General features: G+C 56.1%; 1 protein-coding gene. It reads right to left on the bottom strand.

The window, feature by feature from the left end:
- A partial coding sequence (locus tag CBW22_RS25405) for a GTP-binding protein (RefSeq protein ID WP_254919578.1) occupies positions 1 to 675 on the bottom strand: 675 nt, incomplete at both ends.

The following is a 675-nucleotide window of genomic DNA, read 5'->3' as shown; positions in this document are numbered from 1 at the left end:
ATGGTGCCTGGCTTAGCCAGAACCTGACCACGCTGGATCTCTTCACGCTTGATACCGCGCAGCAGAACACCACAGTTCTCGCCTGCCTGACCCTGGTCCAGCAGTTTGCGGAACATTTCAACACCGGTACAGGTAGATTTAGCAGTCGCTTTGATACCAACGATTTCTACTTCGTCGCCCACTTTCACGATGCCGCGCTCAACACGACCGGTAACAACGGTACCACGGCCAGAGATTGAGAATACGTCTTCGATAGGCAGCAGGAACGGCAGGTCGATAGCACGGACTGGATCCGGGATGTACTTATCCAGGTGCTCAGCCAGCTCAACGATTTTCGCTTCCCACTCAGCGTCGCCTTCCAGCGCTTTCAGCGCAGAACCGCGTACGATTGGGGTATCGTCGCCAGGGAAGTCGTAAGCAGACAGCAGGTCACGCACTTCCATCTCAACCAGTTCCAGCAGCTCTTCGTCATCAACCATGTCGCACTTGTTCAGGAACACGATGATGTAAGGAACGCCAACCTGACGGCCCAGCAGGATGTGCTCACGGGTCTGTGGCATTGGGCCATCAGTCGCAGCAACAACCAGGATCGCGCCGTCCATCTGCGCAGCACCGGTGATCATGTTTTTCACATAGTCGGCGTGGCCTGGGCAGTCAACGTGTGCGTAGTGACGG

It is taken from the genome of Pantoea sp. VS1 (genome assembly GCF_002207995.1).
Lineage (GTDB): Bacteria > Pseudomonadota > Gammaproteobacteria > Enterobacterales > Enterobacteriaceae > Pantoea > Pantoea dispersa.
The sequence above is the reverse complement of the archived record's forward strand: the minus strand, read 5'-3'. Positions and strand labels throughout refer to the sequence as shown.